The sequence below is a fragment of the Aliishimia ponticola genome (genome assembly GCF_004803475.1).
In the GTDB taxonomy this organism is placed as follows: Bacteria; Pseudomonadota; Alphaproteobacteria; order Rhodobacterales; family Rhodobacteraceae; genus Aliishimia; species Aliishimia ponticola.
The window spans coordinates 1080089-1100783 of record NZ_SRKY01000001.1 but is presented as its reverse complement, the minus strand read 5'-3'; the positions used below and the strand labels follow the sequence as shown (position 1 = coordinate 1100783).

16 protein-coding genes and 1 pseudogene are annotated in these 20695 nt (G+C 62.6%); 12 read left to right on the top strand and 5 right to left on the bottom strand.

Features of this window, described 5'->3' with window-relative positions; translation table 11 throughout:
- Nucleotides 1-5: 5 nt before the first annotated feature.
- Nucleotides 6-1094, top strand: coding sequence for an ABC transporter ATP-binding protein (locus tag E4Z66_RS05230; protein WP_246035884.1), 1089 nt, complete (start codon nucleotides 6-8; stop codon nucleotides 1092-1094).
- 48 nt (nucleotides 1095-1142) lie between these two features.
- Here the strand turns inward: E4Z66_RS05230 and E4Z66_RS05225 are convergent, their stop codons facing one another.
- Nucleotides 1143-2012: an alpha/beta fold hydrolase gene (locus E4Z66_RS05225; RefSeq protein ID WP_136461880.1), complete on the bottom strand. Its 870-nt coding sequence runs from the start codon at nucleotides 2010-2012 to the stop codon at nucleotides 1143-1145.
- 64 nt (nucleotides 2013-2076) lie between these two features.
- Here E4Z66_RS05225 and E4Z66_RS05220 point away from each other — a divergent pair, with 64 nt between their 5' ends.
- Nucleotides 2077-3015, top strand: a complete 939-nt coding sequence (locus E4Z66_RS05220; protein ID WP_136461879.1) for a DMT family transporter — start codon at nucleotides 2077-2079, stop codon at nucleotides 3013-3015.
- 70 nt (nucleotides 3016-3085) lie between these two features.
- On the opposite strand, the gene E4Z66_RS05215 is transcribed toward E4Z66_RS05220, so the two are convergent.
- Together E4Z66_RS05215 and E4Z66_RS05210 are read right to left on the bottom strand one after the other, a co-directional pair.
- On the bottom strand, nucleotides 3086-3613 hold the full coding sequence (locus E4Z66_RS05215) for a YHS domain-containing (seleno)protein (protein ID WP_136461878.1): 528 nt from the start codon (nucleotides 3611-3613) through the stop codon (nucleotides 3086-3088).
- Between the two features lie 203 nt (nucleotides 3614-3816).
- On the bottom strand, nucleotides 3817-5202 hold the full coding sequence (locus E4Z66_RS05210) for a dipeptidase (RefSeq protein WP_136461877.1): 1386 nt from the start codon (nucleotides 5200-5202) through the stop codon (nucleotides 3817-3819).
- A 227-nt stretch (nucleotides 5203-5429) separates the two neighbouring features.
- On the opposite strand from E4Z66_RS05210, the gene hemA reads away from it, so the two are divergent.
- The 5 genes and pseudogenes from hemA to E4Z66_RS05190 all read left to right on the top strand — a co-directional run bounded on the left by hemA (nucleotide 5430) and on the right by E4Z66_RS05190 (nucleotide 10693).
- The gene (gene hemA / locus E4Z66_RS05205; protein ID WP_136461876.1) at nucleotides 5430-6653 is read left to right on the top strand and encodes a 5-aminolevulinate synthase; all 1224 of its coding nucleotides are present in this window, start codon (nucleotides 5430-5432) and stop codon (nucleotides 6651-6653) included.
- Between the two features lie 145 nt (nucleotides 6654-6798).
- A pseudogene (locus tag E4Z66_RS19995) lies at nucleotides 6799-7053 on the top strand (helix-turn-helix domain-containing protein); the annotation flags it as partial.
- Complete coding sequence (locus E4Z66_RS05200) at nucleotides 7054-8103, top strand: DUF4115 domain-containing protein (RefSeq protein WP_425456111.1); 1050 nt, start codon at nucleotides 7054-7056, stop codon at nucleotides 8101-8103.
- Between the two features lie 93 nt (nucleotides 8104-8196).
- On the top strand, nucleotides 8197-9330 hold the full coding sequence (gene ispG, locus E4Z66_RS05195; protein WP_136461874.1) for a flavodoxin-dependent (E)-4-hydroxy-3-methylbut-2-enyl-diphosphate synthase: 1134 nt from the start codon (nucleotides 8197-8199) through the stop codon (nucleotides 9328-9330).
- Nucleotides 9293-10693: an ATP-binding protein gene (locus E4Z66_RS05190; protein WP_136461873.1), complete on the top strand. Its 1401-nt coding sequence runs from the start codon at nucleotides 9293-9295 to the stop codon at nucleotides 10691-10693. The genes ispG and E4Z66_RS05190 overlap by 38 nt, the downstream gene beginning before the upstream one ends.
- Before the next feature lie 49 nt (nucleotides 10694-10742).
- Here the strand turns inward: E4Z66_RS05190 and E4Z66_RS05185 are convergent, their stop codons facing one another.
- Together E4Z66_RS05185 and E4Z66_RS05180 are read right to left on the bottom strand one after the other, a co-directional pair.
- Entirely contained in the window at nucleotides 10743-11486 is a 744-nt protein-coding gene (locus E4Z66_RS05185; RefSeq protein ID WP_136461872.1) for a DsbA family protein, read from the bottom strand.
- A complete protein-coding gene (locus E4Z66_RS05180) occupies nucleotides 11486-12829 on the bottom strand; it encodes a M48 family metalloprotease (protein WP_136461871.1) in 1344 nt (447 codons plus the stop codon). Before E4Z66_RS05180 ends, E4Z66_RS05185 begins: the two co-directional genes overlap by 1 nt.
- A gap of 34 nt (nucleotides 12830-12863) precedes the next feature.
- Here E4Z66_RS05180 and E4Z66_RS05175 point away from each other — a divergent pair, with 34 nt between their 5' ends.
- The 5 genes from E4Z66_RS05175 to E4Z66_RS05155 all read left to right on the top strand — a co-directional run bounded on the left by E4Z66_RS05175 (nucleotide 12864) and on the right by E4Z66_RS05155 (nucleotide 20668).
- Nucleotides 12864-14009 carry a pyridoxal phosphate-dependent aminotransferase gene (locus E4Z66_RS05175; protein WP_136461870.1) on the top strand — a complete coding sequence of 382 codons (1146 nt, stop codon included), beginning with the start codon at nucleotides 12864-12866 and terminating at the stop codon, nucleotides 14007-14009.
- Between the two features lie 116 nt (nucleotides 14010-14125).
- Nucleotides 14126-15337 (top strand): N-acetylmuramoyl-L-alanine amidase, encoded by a 1212-nt coding sequence (locus tag E4Z66_RS05170; RefSeq protein WP_136461869.1) that lies wholly within the window; start codon nucleotides 14126-14128, stop codon nucleotides 15335-15337.
- Between the two features lie 99 nt (nucleotides 15338-15436).
- On the top strand, nucleotides 15437-17962 hold the full coding sequence (locus tag E4Z66_RS05165; RefSeq protein WP_136461868.1) for a penicillin-binding protein 1A: 2526 nt from the start codon (nucleotides 15437-15439) through the stop codon (nucleotides 17960-17962).
- 150 nt (nucleotides 17963-18112) lie between these two features.
- On the top strand, nucleotides 18113-19234 hold the full coding sequence (gene prfB / locus E4Z66_RS05160) for a peptide chain release factor 2 (protein WP_136461867.1): 1122 nt from the start codon (nucleotides 18113-18115) through the stop codon (nucleotides 19232-19234).
- An 87-nt stretch (nucleotides 19235-19321) separates the two neighbouring features.
- Nucleotides 19322-20668: an NAD(P)/FAD-dependent oxidoreductase gene (locus E4Z66_RS05155; protein ID WP_136461866.1), complete on the top strand. Its 1347-nt coding sequence runs from the start codon at nucleotides 19322-19324 to the stop codon at nucleotides 20666-20668.
- The last annotated feature ends 27 nt before the right edge of the window (nucleotides 20669-20695 follow it).

Sequence of the window (20695 nt, the reverse complement as noted above, 5' to 3'; positions counted from 1 at the left end):
ACAAAGTGAACGCACCGGGCAGTCCAACCCCCCGTTTGGAAATTCGCAATCTCGTGCGCGCCTATGGCGGGCGCCGGGTGGTCGATGACGTGTCGCTGACCGTCATGCCGGGGCAGGTGACGTGTCTGCTTGGCCCGTCGGGGTGCGGCAAATCCACAACGCTGCGGATGATCGCCGGGGTGGAGATGCAGGATGCGGGCGAAATCTGGGTCGATGGCAACCTGATCTGCGACACGGTCTTTCGCGTTCCGCCGGAACGGCGCCAGATCGGGCTGATGTTTCAGGATTTCGCACTGTTTCCGCATCTGACCGTTGGGGCCAATGTGGCCTTTGGGCTGACCGGCAGCAAGGCGGAGAAGCGGGAACGGGCCGAAGAAATGCTGTCGCGCGTGCATCTCAAGCGCTTTATCGACGCCTATCCCGACAGCCTTTCGGGCGGGGAGCAGCAGCGGGTCGCCTTGGCGCGGGCGCTTGCCCCGCGGCCCCGGATCATGCTGATGGATGAGCCGTTCTCGGGGCTGGACAACCGGCTGCGCGACGGTATCCGGGACGAGACCCTTGCGCTGATGCGCGAAGAGGATACGGCCGTTCTGCTGGTCACGCATGAACCCGAGGAAGCGATGCGCATGGCCGATCAGATCGCATTGATGCGCGACGGGCGGGTGGTGCAACTGGGCGCGCCTTACAATGTCTACACCCGTCCCGCCGATAAGGCGGCCGTCGCGTTCTTCAGCGATACCAATGTCTTGAAGGCAAAAGTTGAAGGCGCGTTGGCGATGACGCCGTTCGGGCGTTTCCTTGCTCCGGGCCATCCGGATGGGACCGAGGTAGAGATCGTCTTTCGCCCGCAGCATCTGCGGATCGACTTCGACCGGGGGATGCCTCCGGCGCCGACCCCGACCGAAGGGACGCCCGCACGGGCCGAGGTCGAGCGCGCGCGGTTCCTTGGCAATGAGAGCCTGATCGAGTTCAAGTTGGTTGAAACCGGAATCCGGCTGAAGGCAACGGTGCCGAATGTCTTTCTGCCGAAGGTCGGGACCATGCTGCTTTTGCGGGTGCCGCGCGATCGTTGCTTCGTGTTCGAGGCCGGTTGACGGCGCTCTTGGCCCCTTGGCCAACTCGCCCCGCCCACCGTCCCGTGATCACCGCGCGTTCAGAAAGCTCTGCAAGGCGTCAAGCGTGTCTGCCGGGTTCGTGTCGGGAAAGAAATGCCCGCCGGGAATTCCCTTGGCAGTCATGTTGGACAGCCTGTCTTTCCATGTCGCCGCGACATCATAGGCCCGGGCCATGGCCCCATCCGCGCCATAGAGGACCAGCGCCGGGCAGGTGACTTGCCGACCGAGGTCTTGTGCATCGTGGTCGAAATCAAGGGTCAGCGACGCGCGGTAGTCGTCGCACATCGCCCGGATGGTTTCGGGCCGCTGCCAGCTTGTCCGATAGGCGGCAAGTGCGGCGGCGTCGAAATCGGCCAGCTTTGCCGCACCCCAGCCCAGAAGGCAGCTTTCATAGTAGAAATCCGGGTCCGCCGCGATCAGCGTTTCGGGAAAGGGTTCAGGCTGGGCAAGGAAGAACCAGTGGTAATAGCCCGCCGCGACCTCTTTGCGCAGATCATCCAGCAGTAGATATGTCGGCACAATATCCATCAGCGTCAGGCTGTTGATACGTTCTGCGTGATCCAGTGCAAGGCGGTGCGATGTCCGCGCGCCCCGGTCGTGGCCAACAAGGTGGAAGCGGTCGAAGCCCAGTTCCGTCATCAGTGCCGCTTGGTCGGCGGCCATCGCGCGGAAACTGTATTGCGCCACCCCCACCGGTTTGGAGCTGTCGCCATAGCCGCGCAGGTCCGCCGCGACCACGGTGAATGTCCGGGCCAGCACTGGGGCGATTGCATGCCACATCGCGCGGGTTTGCGGAAACCCGTGTAACAGCAGCAAAGGCGGGCCGTTACCGCCTTTTTCATAGGCGATGGTTTGGCCGTTGACCTTGGCGGTCGCCGATGTGAACCCGTCGATCATTTTTGTGCCCTCTCCCTGTGCGCAGGCACTTTACGTTCTTTGATTGCGCGCCGATAGGGGAGGGATGGAGAACAGCGCACAGCATCGGACCCTGCTTGGGGTCATGTTCATGTCGATTGGCATGTTTTGCATCTCGCTCAACGATATGGCGGTCAAAGCCTTGTCTGGCGGCTATCCGCTGCATGAGATCGTGCTGATCCGGTCGGTGATCGGCATTTGCATCACGGTGGGGCTGCTGCGTTTCGAGGGCGGGTTTGCCGCGCTGCGGGTGCAACAGCCGGGGCTGCATGTGGCGCGGGCGCTGTGCATCGTTTTCGCCAATTCGGCGTTCTATGCCGCGATCGTGGCAATGCCCTTGGCGACGGCCTCTGCGATTTACTTCGTGGCGCCGCTGTTTGTCACGTTGCTGGCGATCCCGGTTCTGGGCGAGGCGGTCGGTCCGCGCCGGATCGCGGCGGTGAGCGTCGGCTTCATCGGGGTGCTGGTGATCTTGTGGCCGGAGCTGGACAGCGCGGCGGGGCTTGGCTGGGTCACGGCGCTGCCGGTGATGGCCGCAGCGGGCTATGCTGTGACATCGGTGCTGACGCGCAAACTGGGCGCGGCGGCCCCGGCGTCGGTTCTGGCGTTCAACTTGCAGGCGGCGTTCATCCTGTCCTCGCTGGCGGTCTATCTGATCGCGGGTGATGGCCGTTTCGCGGCGCAGGAGGGCATATCGGAGAGCAGTCGCTTCCTGCTGCGCGCATGGGTCTGGCCCGAGCGCGCGGATCTGCCGGTTCTGGCCGGGCTTGGGCTGCTATCGGGGATCGTGGGCTATTCGATGAGCCAGGCCTACCGGATGGCGGCGGCGGCGGTGGTTGCGCCCTTCGAATATCTGTTGCTGATCTATTCGCTGTTCTGGGGCTGGACGGTGTTCGGCGAGTGGCCGAAGCCGACAGTCTTTCTGGGCGCGGCGATCATCGTCTTGGCGGGCGTCTATATTGTCTGGCGCGAGCGCGGGAAGTAGCCGCGCCCCGTTTGATGCCGGGGCGCGGCCTGTAACAATTTCCGCCTGAACTGGCGGCCGTCCGGATCGCTTATTTCGACGGCGCGGGCGAGCTGTAATTCGGAATGGTCCGATCCGAAGCTGCGTCCGGCTCAAGGCTCACCCAATTGCCCTCGGCGGTCTGGATGTTGCCGGGGATGTCTTCTTCCCAGAAGGTCACGACGTTCTTGGTGACATTGAGATAGAGCTTGTCATCGACGATGCGCCACAGGGTCGGATTGCCCGGCACCTTGCCACCCTTGGCGACGCCATAGGCGCAGTGGCCATCATATTGCGGGGCGAAACGGTCAGGATCGGCAAGGAAGGTGTCGCGGTTTTCAGCCGAAGAGAACGCGAATTTGGCCCCGTTATATTCGGCGGTGTATTCCGCTTTGCCCGCGATGGGGGCGGGCTGCGACTGGCCGACGGGGCTTTGTTCAAGGTCGAAATAGGCGACCACGTCGAAGCCGGAAGCGGCATAGCCTGTCTCGTCCACATATTGCGGGCCGGCAAAGGCGGTTTGGGCAAGGGTCAGGACGCTGACGGCGGTGGCAGCGATGAAAAGCGGAATGCGGGTCATAGCAATATCCTTCGTTCGGGCATTAAGCCGGGTCTGCCCACCCTGAACCGGGCGGGTTCCAATAGCCTAATGGCACCGCTCGCGTTGCGGCAGTCCCCCTCACGGCCTCGTCATGCCGGGGGAGACCTTCGTGATCCGGTGTAACGATTTCCGGCACGGAAATCGGAGCGGAAACCGTGTCGGTTTCCGCCCCCTCTGGGGTGTCAGCCGCTCAACTTGTCCATGATCCGCGCCCAGCTGCGGATGCCGCGGTGGAAGCTTTCCACATCGTATTTCTCGTTCGGGCTGTGGATCGAGTCGTCCTCGTTGGCAAAGCCGATCAGCATCGAATCCATGCCCAGGATCGACTTGAAGAAGCCCGCAATCGGGATCGAACCGCCCATGCCGGTGAATACGGCTTCACGCTCCCATTCGTCGGTCAATGCGGTGCGAGCGCGTTCGAATTCGGGGCGGGTTACATCCATGACAGAGGCTTTGGACCCATCCAGCGATTGATCCCAGCGCACCGTGCAATCGGCCGGCAGGCGGTCTTCCACGTGTTTGCGGATTTTCAGGCGCAGCGCGTCCGGGTCCATATCGCCCACGAGGCGGCAGGTCAGCTTGCAATGTGCCTCGCTCGGGATCACGGTCTTTGTACCCGCGCCCTGATAGCCGCCCCAGAGCCCGTTGATTTCCAGCGTGGGGCGCGCCCATTGCTGTTCCAAGGTGCTATAGGCCTTTTCCCCGTGGGCGACGCTGTATCCCGCCGCACCCAGGTAATCTTTCTCGTCAAAGCCGCAGCCCTCCCACTGGCGGCGCAGCTCGTCCGAGATGTCTTCGACGCCTTCATAGAACCCTTCGACCGCCACCGCGCCGGTTTCCGGGTCATGGAACGAGGCGATGATATGCGCCATCTCGCGCAGCGGGTTGAGGCCGGGACCGCCGTAATGGCCCGAATGCAGATCGCGCGCGGGGCCGATCAGGGTGAATTCGTCTTTCAACATGCCGCGCAGTTGGCTGGCGATAGAGGGCACGCCGGGCGCGACCATGCCGGTGTCGCAGATCAGCGCCAGATCGGCGCGCAGCTCGTCCGCGTGTTCTTCCATGAAGGGCACCAGCGAGGGCGAGCCGGATTCCTCTTCTCCCTCGAAGAAGAAGGTAATGCGGAAGGGCAGCGTGCCATGTTCAGCCTTCCACGCCCGGCAGGCTTCGACAAAGGTCATCAACTGGCCCTTGTCGTCCGATGCCCCACGCGCCTGGATGATGCGGCCATTGGGGCCGTCCGCGATAATCGGCTCGAACGGGGGCTGGGTCCAAAGCTCCAGCGGGTCAACGGGCTGCACGTCGTAATGCCCGTAAAACAGCAGATGCGGCGCGTCTTCGGGGCCGTCCACATGCGCGGTGACCATGGGCTGACCGGGGGTCGGCCGCTTTTGCGCGTCGATGCCGATTTCTTGCAGATTGGCCACCAGCCAATCGGCGGCGCGGTCGCAGTCGGGCTTGTAGGCGGGATCGGTCGAAATCGAGGGAATCGCGAGGAAGGTTTTCAGACGCTCCAGGGCCGCGTCCAGATCGGTGTCGATGCGGCTGAGGGTATTTTCGAGGGTCATGGTTTCTCCGGGGTTACTGCTGCGCGAAGCTAGCGCCGCGCGGACGGGAAAGGCAACCGGGGCTGGCGCTGGGTCCGGATTTCCCCACTTTCCCGCATGTGCCTTATGGTCCAACCTTCGGATGCGACCCGATGTCCGGCGCCAATGCGTTGATCGCCCGGACTTTTGCCGCTAGATAGTTCCAAACCGAGAACTATTCTAAGTCTTCGTGCTGCGAGGAGAGACTGTTGACCTACGAGACCCGGCTGGATGACGCGCTGAACCGCCTGCACGACGAAGGACGCTACCGGACCTTCATCGATATCGAGCGCCGCCGCGGGCATTTCCCCCATGCGGTCTGGACGCGGCCCGACGGGACGGAGCGTCCGATTACCGTTTGGTGCGGCAACGATTATCTGGGAATGGGCCAGAATCCGGTCGTTCTGGAAGCGATGCACGAAGCGATCGATGCCACCGGGGCAGGTTCGGGCGGGACGCGGAATATCTCTGGCACGACGGTCTATCACAAGCGGCTTGAGGCGGAACTGGCCGATCTGCATGGCAAGGAAGCGGCGCTGCTTTTCACCTCTGCCTATATCGCCAATGATGCGACGCTGTCGACGTTGCCCAAGCTGTTTCCCGGTCTGATCATCTATTCGGATGCGCTCAATCACGCTTCGATGATCGAAGGCGTGCGCCGCAATGGCGGGGCCAAACGGATTTTCCGCCATAACGACGTGGCGCATCTGCGCGAATTGCTGGCGGCGGATGATCCGGCTGCGCCGAAATTGATCGCATTCGAGTCGGTCTATTCGATGGATGGCGATTTCGGCCCGATTGAAGAGATTTGCGACCTTGCCGATGAATTCGGCGCGCTGACCTATATCGACGAGGTGCACGCGGTGGGCATGTATGGCCCGCGCGGGGGCGGCGTGACGGAACGTGACCGGCTGGCGCATCGGATCGACATCATCAATGGCACCTTGGCCAAAGCCTATGGTGTCATGGGCGGGTATATCGCCGCATCTGAAAAAATGTGTGACGCGGTGCGCTCTTACGCGCCGGGCTTCATCTTTACCACCTCGCTGACGCCTTCGGTTGCGGCGGGTGCGGCGGCATCGGTGCGATTCTTGAAATCCGCATCCGAGCTGCGCGAACAGCATCAGACGCAGGCGAAAATTCTTAAAATGCGCCTGAAAGGTTTGGGCTTGCCCCTGATCGATCATGGCAGCCACATCGTTCCGGTGATCGTCGGGAATCCGGTTCACACCAAGAGCATTTCCGATATGCTATTGGAAGATCACGGAATTTACGTTCAGCCGATCAATTTCCCGACGGTGCCACGCGGCACGGAACGTCTGCGTTTTACGCCATCACCCGTACACGGTCCGAAAGAGATCGACGCGCTCGTACACGCTATGGACGAGCTTTGGTCACATTGTGCGCTAAATCGTGCCGAATTAGCCGGCTAAATTACACAATAGTGAAATCTTCTTTGCCTTGTGTTAGGTTTTCCTAAACAAAAGGCCATGCGCCGAATCGACAGGCAGATCTGCTGACTGGCATAAGCAGATTTCACAGGCGTATAGGTTGGGGACACGAGGATAGGGCAAGCGCATGATTGGGCGCAGATCATCCAAATTGGAAAAGGTTGAAGACGTCGCTCCGAAGGGGTTTGACGACTATGATCTGCGTTTGGGTGACGTCATGCGCGGCGAACGCGCAACCATGGGCAAATCGCTTCTCGATGTGCAGCGCGAATTGCGCATCAAGGCCGCCTATATCGCCGCAATCGAAAACTGTGATCCCGGCGCGTTTGAAACGCAGGGATTCATCGCAGGCTATGTCCGGTCCTATGCGCGCTATCTCAACATGGATCCCGATCTGGCCTTTGATGCCTTTTGCCGGGAAAGCGGCTTTGAGGTCGCGCATGGCATGTCGGCGGAAGCCTCCGGCCTGCGCAAGCCAAGCCGCGAAGACCGGCTGAAGCCGCGCGACGGCAAAGATATTTTCGCCACGCCGACCACGCCCTTCGTTCCCACCGGGGAAAGCGTTCTGTCGCGGATCGAACCGGGGGCCATCGGGTCCGTCACGGTGCTGGCCTTGCTGATTTCGGCGATTGGTTATGGCGCGTGGACTGTGTTGCAGGAAGTGCAGAAGGTGCAGGTCGCGCCGGTCGAACAAGCGCCCGTCGTGGCTGCCGATATCGACCCGCTGGCCAATGTGCAGGCTGCGATTGATCCTGTCTCCCCCGAGATTTCCGCAAGTGCGAACATGGAAGTGTCGCGCTCTGCCTCTCTGGATCGGCTGTACCGCCCGCAGGCGCTGGATGTGCCGGTGCTGGTGGCACGTGATGCACCGATTGCCACACTGAACCCGCAGGAAACCGGCGCTTTCGCAGCGGTTGGGTCCAATGCGCGCCGGGGGCCCGGTGCCGCAGCCCAGCCGGGTGGGGCGTATGATCTGAATTCCGCAGTCACCGCCGCCTTGGGCGAAGCGCTGCAATCGCCCGAAGCGGGCACGCCGAACGGGCAGCGGATGCCGCAGGTGGTCGAAGACCTTGGCCCGTCGATCCGTATGGTCGCGACCGAGGAAAGCTGGGTGCGGGTGCGTTCGGCCGAGGGGAACACCCTGTTCGAAACCGTGATGAAACCCGGTCAAACCTATGACATCCCCGTCATGGAAGGCCCGCCCACGCTGCGGACCGGCAATGCTGGGGCGATCTATTTCGCAATGGGCACCGATTGTTACGGTCCTGTTGGCGGTCGCGGGGAAGTGACGTCCAATGTGGCGTTGGAGCGCGTTGCGCTGCTTGACAGATATCAGTCCGTGAACCCCGCCGATGCGGATAGCGCGCTGAACCGTATGTTCGCGACACTGGAGCCGACGCAATTGCCCAAGCTCCCTTGTCATGGCAACTGAATTTCATATCTGAACTGGAAGGTGGGGCGCGTGTCGGTGTAAGGCAGAGAGTGTCGCTGCTTTTTTTGTTTCCAGTCACCGGGAGACCGCTTGATGTCGCTCAACCATATTCGTCCTTGGCGTAATATTTACCGTCGGGAAAGCCGCCAGATCATGGTTGGCAATGTTCCTGTCGGGGGCGACGCACCGATCACGGTGCAGACAATGACCAACACGTTGACGACGGATGTGGCGGGCACCATCGCGCAGATACAGGCGGCGGCGGATGCGGGGGCGGATATCGTTCGCGTGTCCGTGCCGGACGAAGACAGCGCCCGCGCGATGAAAGAGATTTGCCGCGAAAGCCCGGTGCCCATCGTGGCGGATATTCATTTCCACTACAAACGCGGGATCGAAGCGGCAGAGGCCGGCGCGGCCTGTCTGCGGATCAATCCGGGCAATATCGGCAGCGAAGACCGTGTGCGCGAAGTGATCAAGGCGGCCCGCGACCATAATTGTTCGATCCGGATCGGGGTGAACGCGGGCAGCCTGGAAAAGCACCTGCTGGAGAAATACGGCGAACCGACCCCCGACGCGATGGTGGAATCCGGGCTCGATCACATCAAGATCCTGCAAGATAACGATTTCCACGAATTCAAAATCTCCTGCAAGGCGTCCGACGTCTTCATGGCGACGGCGGCCTATCAAAAGCTGGCAGAGGCGACGGATGCGCCGATCCACCTTGGGATCACCGAAGCGGGCGGGCTGATGTCGGGGACGATCAAATCGGCCATCGGTCTGGGCAATCTGCTGTGGATGGGGATTGGCGACACGATCCGGGTCAGCCTTTCTGCCGATCCGGTAGAAGAAGTGAAGGTCGGGTATGAAATCCTCAAATCGCTGGGCTTGCGCCATCGGGGCGTGAACATCATTTCCTGCCCATCCTGCGCGCGTCAGGGCTTTGACGTGATCAAGACTGTCGAAGCGCTTGAAAAGCGGTTGGAACATATCAAGACGCCCATGAGCCTGTCGATCATCGGCTGTGTGGTGAATGGTCCGGGCGAGGCCTTGATGACCGATGTCGGTTTCACCGGCGGCGGGGCAGGGCATGGCATGGTCTATCTGGCGGGCAAGCAAAGCCACAAGGTCGATAACGCGGCGATGATCGATCACATCGTGGAGCAGGTCGAAGCCAAGGCGGCTGAGATCGATGCCGCCGCCCAATCGGTTGATCGTGCCGCCGAGTAGCGACATATCCACCGGCGCGCCGACAGGCGCGGCTCAGGACGCAGATGACACTCTGCACAGCACGGCATATGACCTGACGGGTATGAAGAAATTCCACCGGCTCGACCGGCGGGAAATTCAGGTGCGCCTTGGTCTGTTGGGCATCATGGCCCTTGCAGTGGGCGTCTGGCTGGAACAGCCGGTCTTTCTGATCCATTTCGCCATCTATTTCGTCGCCAATCTGGCGGTGGCCTGGATCATGCGCCATGCCCCGTTCGAGACCAGCCGCGCTGGCTTCATGACATACGGGCTTGTCGCGTCCTTGCCGATGTCGCTGATCGTATTGTCGACCTTGACGCTGTGGGCCAGCGACGAGCCGTTCCTGCAGGTTCTGGCGATGATGCTGCTGTGCAGTAACCTTTTCAACATGCTCACGGTGCGGGCGGTGGCGCCGATCCTGATCAACTGGGATGTGTTGTGGGCAATGTTGGGGGTCATCTGTCTTGTAGCGATGGAAGCGATGACCCATGGGCTGTCCATGCGGGTACTGGTCTTTGCGCTCTGCTGCGCGGGGATGATGCTGTACTTCGTCAATTGCGCCGGGGTGATTGTCCGGTTTCGTCGGCGTTTGGACGCGGCGCGTTTGTCGGAACAGGAACGCTCCAAGATGGAGGCGATTGGCCGCCTGACCGGCGGGGTTTCGCATGATTTCAACAATTTGCTGACCGTGATCCTGGGCAGTATCGAATTGTCGCGCCTGACCAAAGAGGATGCAGAGCGGGAGGCGCTGCTGGCAGAGGCGGAACATGCCGGACGGCGCGCCGCACGTCTGACGGCGCAGCTTTTGAGCTTTTCGCGCCAGTCGGTGTTGACGCCGCGCGACGTTGATATCGCCAACGAGATGAGGAAGCTGCGCAGCTTCCTGCTGCGGATTTTGCCGCCCTCGATCTGGGTCGAGGTCGTCCCGCCGCCCGAAGGGCTGGGCAATGTGCGCCTTGATCCGGGCAAGCTGGAAACCGTGCTGGTCAATCTGGCGCTCAATGCCCGCGACGCGATGCCCGACGGCGGCACGTTGGAACTGTCCGCGCGCGACATCGGCATCCAGCGCTCAGAGCAAGTGGAAGGCCTTCACCTTGCGCCGGGCCAGTATGTGGTGATGCAGATGCGCGATACGGGTGAGGGGATCGCCCCGGCCACGCTGCCTTTGGTGACAGAGCCGTTCTTTACCACCAAGACGGTGGGCGAAGGCTCTGGCCTTGGGCTGTCGATGGTCAAGGGTTTTGCAGAGCAATCGGGCGGCGCGTTGGAGATCAAAAGCCGTTTGGGCGAGGGTACGATCGTGCGGCTTTATATTCCGGTGGTGGAGCAAAGCGCGTCGACGTGACGGCCCCAAGGCACGGGGCCGCCGGTTTTCTGCGTGTCGGGCGGCGCAGTTAGCCGCGCTTGTCGTCCACGATCACGGTCAGTTGGTCATAGGGCACATAGCCGCGGATCATCTCGTCCTGCACCACGAAGGTCGGTGTGCCGGTGATTTGCAGCAGTTGCGCCAGCGCGCGGGTCTGGCGGATTTCGTCAGTCACACTGTCGTCATTCATGCGCGCGGTGATGGCCTGCGCATCCAGACCGAAGCCATTGGCGATGCGCGTCAGCGTCGCGTTGGAGAATTCCCCATCGAAGGTCATCATCGCGTCGGATACCTGCTTGTAGGCGTCGGACCCGGCGACCTGCTTGGTGGCGATGGCGAAACGCGAGGCCAGCAAAGATTGCTCGCCCAGGATCGGGAACTCCTTGCGGATCAGGCGGATATTCTTGTCGGTCTCGACCAGCTTTGCCACTTCGGGATGCGACTTCCGGCAATAGCCGCAGCGGTAGTCAAGGAATTCGACCAATGTGATATCGCCGTCGGGATTGCCGCCAACAAAGGAATAGCCGTCATCAAAGATCGCCGCCGCATTGTCGGACACCAGCGATTGTTCCGCCGCGGCCTGCGCTTCGGCCTGCTGCTGTTCCAAAACGGCAACCGCTTCCATGATGACTTGCGGATTTTCAATGAGATAGGACCGCACCGCTTGGCCGAACGCCTCTTTGTCGGCATCCGACATGGCGGCGGGATCGAAGGCCTGCGCGGGCAGGGCGAACCCCAGTGCGAGGACGGAGACAGAAAGAGCACGCAGCATCAGCGTTTCCTTTTTTTCGAGTGGCGTTTGGCGGCAGACAACACATCTTGCGCGCGCTGCCAAGGGCCGGAACCAACCGGCAGAAGATCAGAGGCGCGCTGCGCGTGGATGCCCGCATCGTCGAGGCGTCCGCGCAGCGCATAGCGTTCGGCCGTGACCAGTGCGGCCATGCCCGTCTGGCCCAGCTTGGCATAGGTCGTGGCCAGATCGCGCAGCATATGCCCGTCGCGGTAGTCAATTCCGCGCGCACGCTCAAGATACCCAAGTGCCGCTTTCGGCTGACCAGAGGCCAGCAACGCGCGCCCATAGCCCGACAGCACCAGCGCATCGCGCGGGGCAAGCTGTACGGCGCGGGCATAGGACGCGGCAGAGGCCGAGAAATTCCGGCTATCCATCAGGATTTCGCCCTTTAGGTCATGCAGGAACGGATCGTTGGGGCTGGGGGCAAGGGCGCTGTCTACCGCTTTCAGCGCTTTCTTGGTCTGGGATTGGCGGTGATAGGCAACGGCCTCGCGGATCGCGCGCACATCTGCATAGCCGCTTTCCTTGGCGCGGCGCAGGGTCCATTTCGGGGCGCGCTGCCATGCGGTCAGCTTGCCTTTGACGCGGGCAAAGAAATAGGCGGCGGTCTTGTCGTCGGGCAATTCCTTGTCCTGACTGACGGCGGCATTGATCGCGCGCAGACGGTCACGGGACAGCGGGTGCGTGCGGGCGTAGGGGTCTTGGCGGTGTTCGGCCAGCACCTCTTGGCCGCGAAAGATCTGCATGACCTCGACCATGCCCTGCGTGCCGATCCCGGCAGAGCGCAGAAAGCTGATGGCGGATTGGTCGGCAGAGCTTTCCTCGGCCCTTGTGTGGCGGAAAAAGCTGCGCATAGCGGAATTCTGCGCCCCAAGCGCGATGCCGGCGGCGGCCCCGCCATTGCCGGATGCGGCCCCGGCCACCGCGGCAAGCGCGACGCCCAGCCCGGCTGCGGTACGCGCGGCCCGCAGATTGGTCAGGCGGCGCGTCAGGTGGCCATTGACGATATGCGCGGCCTCATGGGCGATGACCGATTGCAATTGCCGGGCAGAGGTCAGCTTTCCGATCAGGCCCGAATGGATGAAGATCGCGTCTTGGCTGACCACGAAGGCATTGAGCGTGCCGTCATCGACGATCAGGATCTTGACCCGCGTCGGTGACAGCCCGGCGGCCCGCAGGACCGGCGTCGCGATCTGCTTCAGCCCGTATTCCAGATCGGCATCGCGCAGCAGCGTGACGGCGTGCGCGGGCAGGGCCAGAGTGACCATGAGAAGCGCAAGGGCGGCGATTGACGCCGCGCGTCGGGCAAGGTGTAAGACCATAAGCGAAACCTGAACGAGGCAAAGGGTCTTTTCAATGCGGAAATCGAGCCGAGGCAGTGTCGATCCCTTTATTGTGATGGATGTGATGGAGCAGGCGCGCGCGCTGGAGGCGGCAGGACAGCAGATTATCCATATGGAGGTCGGCCAACCCGGCACCGGCGCGCCCAAGGGGGCGGTGGAGGCCGTGCGCGGCGCGGTCGCGGAGGATCCGCTGGGGTACACGGTCGCGCTGGGCCTGCCGGAGCTGCGCGCGCGCATCGCCGCGCTTTACGGCGATTGGTACGGGGTCGATCTGGACCCGGCGCGCGTGATCGTGACGCCGGGATCGTCGGGCGCGTTCCTGCTGGCGTTTACCGCGCTCTTCGACAATGGCGACAAGGTCGGGATCGGCGCACCGGGTTACCCGTCCTATCGGCAAATCCTCAAAGCCGTCGGGTTGGAGCCGGTGGTGATCGAAGCGGCCGAGGAAAACGGCTATCAGCTTGTCAGCGACGATCTTGCGGGGCACGGGCTGGCCGGGCTGATGATGGCCTCTCCGGCCAATCCCACGGGCACGATGTTGGACAAGGACGCATTGGCCGCGATCATGGCGGGGGCCGCGCGCGAGGGGGCTGCGTTCATCTCGGACGAGATTTACCACGGGATCGAGTATGACAAGAAAGCGGTAAGCGCGCTTGAGATTTCGGACGATGTCTATGTGATCAATTCGTTTTCCAAGTATTTTTCGATGACGGGGTGGCGTGTCGGCTGGATGGTGGTGCCGCCGGATCATGTGCGGGTGGTGGAACGTCTTGCGCAGAACATGTTCATCTGTGCTCCGCACGCGGCGCAGGTCGCGGCGCTGGCGGCGCTGGAGTGCGACGCGGAATTGCAGGCCAACCTGACGGTGTATCGCCGCAACCGTGACCTGATGCTGGACGGGCTCGCCGCTTGCGGGTTCGACAGGATCGCGCCGCCGGACGGGGCGTTCTATGTCTATGCGGATGTGTCGCGCTTTACCGATGACAGTCTGGCCTTTGCCGCGCGCATCTTGAACGAGGCCGGGGTCGCGGTCACGCCGGGGCTGGATTTCGATCCGGGGCGGGGCGGCCGGTTCCTGCGGTTTTCCTATGCGCGCAGCACGGCGGATATCGAAACCGGGCTGGCGCGCCTTGCGCAGTTCATGGCCAAGATGACCTGATCCGCGCTGGCCGGGTCCAGAGCCGCCGCCACCTGCTGTCCTTGGAAGGTGCAGGGGGGATTCAAAGCCGCGTGCGAATGGTGTAGGCTGGCGCGTAAACAAGCCGGGGCAAGGCGATGAGCAGGTTTATCTACACACTGATCTTCTGGGCGGTCTGGTCGGTCGCGGCAGCGGCGCAAGCCCTGACCGGTTTGGCACGCGTCGATCCGGCGGGCTCGTCCCTGACGGATGGCTGGTTCGGGCGCACGGAGCTGGTACTGGCCCTGTCGCAAGGGGTGCCGTTCCGGGTCTTCACGCTGGAAGGCCCGCCGCGCCTGGTGGTCGATTTCTCCGAAGCCGATTTCAGCGCGCTGTCCGCCGATACGCTGCTGCCCGAACAGGGCAGCGTCTCTGGCCTGCGGTTTGGTGTCTTTCGTCCCGGCTGGTCGCGGCTGGTCGCGGATTTGAGCGCGCCGATGCTGCCAAGTGACGTGCAGATGGAGATCGACGAAGATAGCGGTGCCGCCCGGTTCAGCCTTGCGCTGCACCCCGCCACGGTGGAGGAGTTCGCCGCCGCCTCTGGTGCGCCCGCGCGGGTCGATTGGGGGCCGGTGGCGCAGACGCCTTTCGTCGCGCCGACCGTGCCGGACCGCTTCACCGTGGTGATCGACCCGGGTCATGGGGGGATTGATCCGGGGGCGGAACGGTCCGGACTGGTGGAAAAGGTGTTGGCGCTGGATGTGGCCCTGCGGGTCAATGCTGCGCTGCGCCGCGAGGGCATTCAGGTCGTCATGACCCGTGACCGCGACGTGTTCGTAAGCCTCGAACAGCGCACGGCGATTGCCCATCAGGCGGGGGCCAGCGTTTTCATGTCGATCCATGCGGATGCGCTCAGCGATGGCGGCGCAAACGGGGCGACTGTCTATACCCTGTCGGAAAAGGCGTCGGATGCGGCGTCTGCCCAGCTTGCGGCACGGCATAACCGCAGCGATATTCTTGCCGGTCTCGACCTGACCGGCGCGGATGACGAGGTGACGAGCGTGCTTTTGGATCTTGCCCGGCAAGAGACAGACCCGCGCAGTGCCGCACTGGCGGAAGAGGTGATCGCGGGGATCGGGCAATCGGGCGCGCCGCTGAATGGCAAGCCGTGGCGCAAGGCCGGGTTTTCGGTTCTCAAATCCGCCGATATCCCCAGCGTTCTGGTCGAGATCGGCTTTTTGTCCAGTGCGCGGGATCGCCGCAACATTGCCGATCCGGCATGGCGCGCGCAGATGGCGCAGACGCTGGCGGATGCGGTGCTGCAATGGCGCGATGCGGATGCCGCGCGGGCCGAATTGGTGCGTCACTAGCGGCCCAGAAACTCGGCGCTTTGTTGCGCGGCGCCTTTGACCCTGACCGCGTGCGGGCGTATATCCGTTGAAATCAGTTTCGCCCGAGAGGCCCGTTTTATGTTTCGTTTTATCCTGTCTTTCTTCGGAGGGATTTTCACGACGCTGACCCTCGGTCTGGCGATGGTCGCGCTTGGCATTTCGGCCGTGTTCTACATGTATGGCCGCGATCTGCCGAGCCATGAGAGCCTGGCGCAATATACCCCGCCGACGATCAGCCGCATCTATTCGGGGCAGGGGCGGCTCATCGATGAATTTGCGCAGGAGCGCCGCCTTTTTGCCCCCATCGAAACGATCCCCGATCTTGTAAAGCAGGCGTTCATCTCGGCCGAGGACAAGAATTTCTATGAGCACGAAGGCTATGATCTGCGCGGGATCGCGGCGGCGGCGGTTGATTGCGCGCGCTCGCGCGGCTCTGGCTGCCGGGGTGCGTCAACGATCACGCAGCAGGTGACCAAGAACTTCCTGCTGGATGGCTCGCGACAAGCGGAGCGGAAGATTCGCGAGATCATCCTCGCGTCCCGCATCACCGACACGCTCAGCAAGGATCAGGTGCTCGAACTCTATCTGAACGAGATTTACCTCGGCGCGAACTCCTATGGCGTGGCGGCGGCGGCGCAGACCTATTTCAACAAGACGCTGGACCAGTTGAAGCCGCGCGAGGCGGCGTATCTGGCGTCGCTGCCGAAACAGCCTGCGAAACTGCACCCGGTACGCGACATGGAATACGCCATCGAGCGGCGGAATTTTGTGCTGAAGGAGATGTACGAGAACGGCTATATCGACCGGGACACCTATGCCGGCGAAGTGAACGAGCCGCTCCGCTCCGTGCAGAATGGCGATTACGAGAGCTTCAAGTCGGTCCTGCCGCCGCGCGACTATTTCACCGACGAAATCCGCCGCCAGCTCAGCCAGAACTTTGGCGAGGGCGAATTCTTTTCCGGCGGCATGACCGTGCGCGCCACGATCGACAATGAAATGCAGCCGGTGGCGGCCACGGCGCTGCGGCGTCAGCTTGAGCAATATGACCGTGGGCTGAAACGCTGGCGGGGCACCGGAAAGACCATCCCGGCGGACACACTGACTGACCCGGACGCATGGCGCGACGCCCTGGCCAGTGTCGCCGTGGCGCGCGACATCGATCTGGATGGGACGTGGCATGTGGCGGTGGTGCGCGAGGTGCAGGAAAACCAGCTGCGCCTTGGCATCGAAGGCGTGGAAGAGACCGAGGCAGAGCCGCATGTGGTCCCGCGCAAGGACATCGCGTGGATGAAGGGCAACTTCTTCGACAATTTCACGCCGGGCGATGTGGTGCATGTGCGCCGGATGACCTCTGGCGAGGACGGCGCGGGTGAGTTCATCCGCTGGACGTTGCGGCAGGTGCCTGAGGTTCAGGGCGGGTTCGTGGCGATGGACGTGAACACAGGCCGGGTGATCGCGATGCAGGGGGGGTTCTCTTACCAGCATTCAGTGTTCAACCGCGCCACGCAGGCGAAGCGGCAGCCGGGCTCTTCGTTCAAACCCTTTGTCTATGCGGCGGCGCTGGATAGCGGGTATTCCCCGGCCACCATCGTTGTGGACGCCCCGATCGAGATCAACACGCCGCAGGGGCTGTGGCGTCCCAAGAACGCATCCAACCAGTTCTACGGGCCGACACCCCTGCGCACCGGGATCGAAATGTCGCGGAACCTGATGACGGTCCGTCTTGCTCAGGAAATCGGGATGGATCTGGTCGGTTCCTATGCGACGCAATTCGGGGTCTATGATTTCATGAGCCCGGTTCTGGCAAATGCGCTGGGATCGCAGGAAACGACGCTGTACCAAATGGTTGCAGCTTACGCGATGTTCGCCAATGGCGGCGAGCGGGTGCAGCCCACGCTGGTGGACCGGGTGCAGGATCGCTATGGGCGGACGATTTATCGCCATGATGAACGGGTCTGCGCCGATTGCACTGCGGCGGACCTGCCGCCGGGGCAGGCGCCGCGCATCATTTCCAACCGCGAACGGGTGATGGACCCGGTCACCGCCTATCAGCTGACCTCCATGATGAAGGGCGTGGTCGATCGCGGCACCGCGTCCAAGGCGATCAACCTGCCGGTGCCGATTGCGGGCAAGACCGGGACCACCAATGATGAGCGCGACGCGTGGTTCGTCGGCTTTTCCAGCAATATCGTGGCTGGCTGCTATATCGGGTATGACACGCCGCGCCCTATGGGCCGTGGGGCAGGGGGCGGGGCCATGTGCGCGCCGGTCTTCCAGCGCTTCATGTCGCAGGCCATCGCCAAATATGGCGGTGGTCCCTTTGCGGTGCCCGATGAGTGCGAATTCATCAAGATCGACCGCTATTCCGGCGTGCGTCTGAGCGATGATGCTTCGGGGGCCAATGTCGTGTCCGAGTGTTTCCGTTCGGGCGAAGAGCCTTTGTTCGGGATCACCTTCGACGGTGGTTTTGCGATGGGCGCGGATCTTCGGCTGTTTGACGAGGTCGGATCGCGCTCGCGCCAGGTGACGACATCCACGGGCAAGAAAGCCGTGGTCGGTCCCAAGGCCAGCTTCGGTTCGATCAGCTCGGGCGGTCTGTACTGAACGGGCGTTGCCCTGGGGGCGGGGACGGCGCTGTTTCCTTGCGGAAATGCGCCCCGCCCACCGTCCCGCTGGCCACTGCGCAGGGTGTGCTTGTGAAGCGCGCGGCGGTGATCTATCACACCCGGACCAAGTATATGTGAGGCAATCCACATGCGCGCAGAGACGCAGAACATCGTGACCGAGATCGAGAAATCCCTGGCTCTGCTCGGCCAGAGGATGGATGTGGAAACGGCGGCGCATCGGCTTGAGGAATTCAACGCCCGAGTAGAAGATCCCAATCTGTGGGACGACCCGGCAGCGGCGCAGAAGCTGATGCGGGATCGTCAGAACCTGGTCGATGCGATGGACACCTACAATTCGATCAAACAGGAATTGGAAGACAATGCCGGGCTGATCGAACTTGGCGAGATGGAAGACGACGCGGAAGTCGTGGCCGAAGCGGAAAGCGCGCTGGAAGCGTTGCGCACCCGCGCCGCCAAGAAGGAGCTGGAAGCGCTGCTGGATGGCGAAACTGACGGCAACGACGCCTTTCTTGAGATCAAGTCCGGCGCAGGCGGGACCGAGGCCTGCGATTGGGCGTCGATGCTGGCGCGCATGTATGTGCGCTGGGCCGAAAAGCGCGGGTTCGAGGTCGAGCTGCAGGAAGAGACCCCGGGCGCGGAGGCCGGTATCAAATCGGCCACCTATCAGATCAAGGGCAAGAATGCCTATGGTTGGTTGAAATCGGAATCCGGCACGCACCGCTTGGTGCGGATTTCGCCCTTTGGCAAAGGCACGCGCGAGACCTCTTTTGCCGCTGTGGGCGCTTATCCGGTGATCGACGACAATATCGAGATCGAGGTCAACCCGGCCGATATCCGTATCGACACCTATCGCAGTTCGGGCGCGGGCGGTCAGCACGTGAATACCACCGATTCCGCCGTTCGGATCACGCACCACCCGACGGGCATTGTCGTGACCAGTTCGGAAAAGTCGCAGCACCAGAACCGTGACATCGCCATGAAAGCGCTGAAATCGCGGCTTTATCAGCTTGAGCTCGACCGCCGCAATGCCGAGGTCAACGCGCTGCACGAAGCCAAGGGCGATGCGGGCTGGGGCGCGCAGATCCGCAGCTATTTCCTGCAGCCTTATCAGTTGGTGAAAGATTTGCGCACCAACTATGAAACCTCGGACAGCCAAGGGGTGCTTGACGGCGATCTGGACGGGTTCATGGAAGCCACGCTTGCCATGGATGTGTCGGGCAAAAGCCGGGCCGAAGCGCAAGCGGAATAGGCGATTGCCGCAGCCGCCGGGCGATTTGTTCGGCGTGCGGCGGGCCTCGTCTTGCGCATCGCAAAGCGCGGCGTAAGGTGCCGCCTTATGAAGCCTTTTCCCATTTCTGAGTCGACGCCCGTCACCTATCCCGGACCGTTGCCGGAGGCCGCGGATGTCGTGGTGATCGGTGGCGGTGTCATGGGTGTTTCGACGGCGCTGCATCTGGCCCGCGCGGGCCAAAAGGTCGTTCTGTGCGAGAAAGGCCGCATCGCGGGTGAACAGTCCAGTCGCAATTGGGGCTGGATTCGCCAGCAGGGCCGCGATCTGGACGAATTGCCGATCATGATCGAATCCGCCGCGATCTGGCGCGAGTTGGAGCGGGAAACCAATCAGGATTTCGGATTGCGGCAGGTGGGCGTCACCTATCTGGCCGAAACGCAGGCAGAGGCGGACCGCTATGCCGAGTGGCTGCGCAAGGCGGCCCCGCTGGGCGCGTCGGGGCAGATGCTTTCGCGCGAGGAAACCGCCGCGCGCGCGCCGCAAATGTCGCGCAGCTATGTCGGTGCGATCCACACAGCCGCAGATATGAAGGCCGAACCGTTTCTCGCCGTGCCGGCAATTGCAGGCATTGCAGCGCGCGATGGGGCAGTGCTGGTCGAAAACTGCGCCGTGCGCGTCTTGGAGACGACCGGCGGGGCGGTGTCCGGCGTTGTGACCGAACAGGGCCGCATCGCATGCAGCCGGGTCGTTGTCGCGGGCGGCGCGTGGAGCGCGCTGTTCCTGCGTGCCCATGGGGTTGATATTCCTCAACTTTCCGTTCGCGCGTCGGTCTGCCGGACGCAGGCTTTGCCGGATATCGGGGTCTCTGCCTCTGCCGATAATACGGTCGCTTGGCGGCGGCGATCCGATGGTGGATACACGCTTGCGCCGGGCGGCTTTCACGAGCTTTTCGTTGGGCCCGATGCGTTTCGGGCCTTTCGCAAATACATCAAGCAAATGCGCGCCGATGGTATGAACACGACTCTGCTGCCCTCTGCGCCGCAGCACTATCCCGATCACTGGTTCACCCCGCGCAAATGGGCCGCGGATGAGGTCAGCCCGTTCGAGAGGTTGCGCGTTCTCAATCCCGCGCCCAATATGAAGGCGTTGCGCCGCGTTGCGCAGGGCTTTGGCACGCTGTTTCCAGAACTCGGCCCGATCCAGATCGAACAGGCATGGGCCGGTTTGATCGACACGATGCCCGATGTGGTCCCGGTCGTGGATGAGGCCCCGCAGATATCGGGGCTGTTCATCGGCACGGGGCTATCGGGGCATGGGTTCGGCATCGGGCCCGGGATGGGGCGGGTCATGGCCAGCCTTGTTCGAGGGCAGGCACCGGGTCACGATTTGACGCGGTTCCGCTTGTCACGCTTTACCGACGGGTCCGAAATCGATCTGGGCCCGGCACTTTAAAACCACGGATCTACTCAGAAGGGAGGT